The sequence below is a fragment of the Flintibacter muris genome (assembly GCF_943192995.1).
GTDB lineage: Bacteria > Bacillota > Clostridia > Oscillospirales > Oscillospiraceae > Lawsonibacter > Lawsonibacter muris.
Genome location: NZ_CALPCP010000118.1, coordinates 1 through 1,319, shown reverse-complemented (window position 1 = coordinate 1,319; position 1,319 = coordinate 1). Strand labels below are relative to the sequence as shown.

General features: G+C 64.3%; 1 protein-coding gene and 1 pseudogene. Both read right to left on the bottom strand.

The annotated features are described in order from the left end of the window. Positions 1-1,115, bottom strand: a 1,115-nt coding sequence (locus tag NFS22_RS23575; protein ID WP_251320056.1) for a trypsin-like peptidase domain-containing protein, incomplete at its 3' end; no start/stop codon positions are given. Between the two features lie 21 nt (positions 1,116-1,136). Further along, positions 1,137-1,319 (bottom strand): annotated as a pseudogene (locus tag NFS22_RS23570) (hypothetical protein); the annotation flags it as partial.

The following is a 1,319-nucleotide window of genomic DNA, read 5'->3' as shown; positions in this document are numbered from 1 at the left end:
ACCCGCTGGCCGTTGGACAGGAAGGTGCCGTAGGTAGAGTTCAGGTCGGTGAGGACAAACTGTCCCTGTTCAAAGGACACCTGACAGTGCCTGCCGCTCACCCCAGGGGTGCCGTCCTGATAGACCAGGCGGCACACCGCCCCGTCCCGGCCGATCTGCACCGGCTGGCCGTGGAGCTGGACCACCATCCCCCCGTGCTGGGGGGCCATGGAGCGCAGGACTGGGGCGCCCTTTGCTTCCTGCACCTTGGGGGCGGCGGGGGCTTTTTTCTTTTTGCTCAGCACGACAGCGGCGATCACGATAACTACCAACGCCACCGCGCCGATGCCCACATAGAGCATGGTACTGCCGCCCGTCTTGGCCTCCGGGGCCAGGGAGTAGGGGATGCTGTTCTTGTCCAGCAGGGGAAGAACCTCCCCCACGCTGACGGCGTAGAACAGGTTGGAGTCCAGCTTGGAGCCTGCGGTGTTGATGCCGATGACCGCGCCGGAGCCGTCGATCAGGGGCCCGCCGGAGTTGCCGCCCCCCAGAGAGGCATCGGTCTGGATGAGCTTGCGGCCGGTGCCGCTCTCGGTGAGGAAGCGGCTGATGCTGCCGGTGGTGACGGTGGCATCCTTCTGACTGAAGGAGTTCACCGCTGTAACCGTCAGGTCGGCGGCGGCGGGGTAGCCCACGGCGTAGGCCTCGCTGCCCAGGCTGTCCTCCTGAGGGACCCGCATCTGGAGGGACACCCGCTTGCCGGTGGCCTCCGCCAGCCGGAGGATAGCCACATCCTTCTCCGCATCGTAGTCCACCAGGTAGGCCTCCGCCTCGTCGTCCTTGTCAAAGCGGACGTGGAGCTCTCCGCCCCCCAGGGCCTTGCCCGCCAGGATGAACTCCTCCACCACATGGCAGTTGGTGACGATGTATTGGGGGTCCTTTCCCGCCTCCCCCACAAAGAAGCCGGTGCCCCGCCAGTAGTTCATATGTCCGTCCTTGTCCGGCGCGCCGGTGGTAATCATGACGATACCATTCAGGGTGTCCTGGTTGAAGTCCGCGAAAGCGGGGAGCGCCGCTGCTGCCAGCAGCAGTGCCGTCAGCAGCGCGGCGGCGATACGATTCCGAACGCGTTTCATGTCATCTCTCCGTTCTTGTTTTTATTGACAGGCAATCAATATTCCTGTGAAATTGTCCTGCCCCATCACGTTTTTCTCTAAAACCATCCCCTCCAGCAGCCTGACCCCCTCCTCCGGATCCAGGGACATGCACTCCAGCAGCTCGGGCGGGGTGAGCACCCCGCTGATGCCGTCGGAGCACAGCAGAAGGGCATCCCCCCGCTG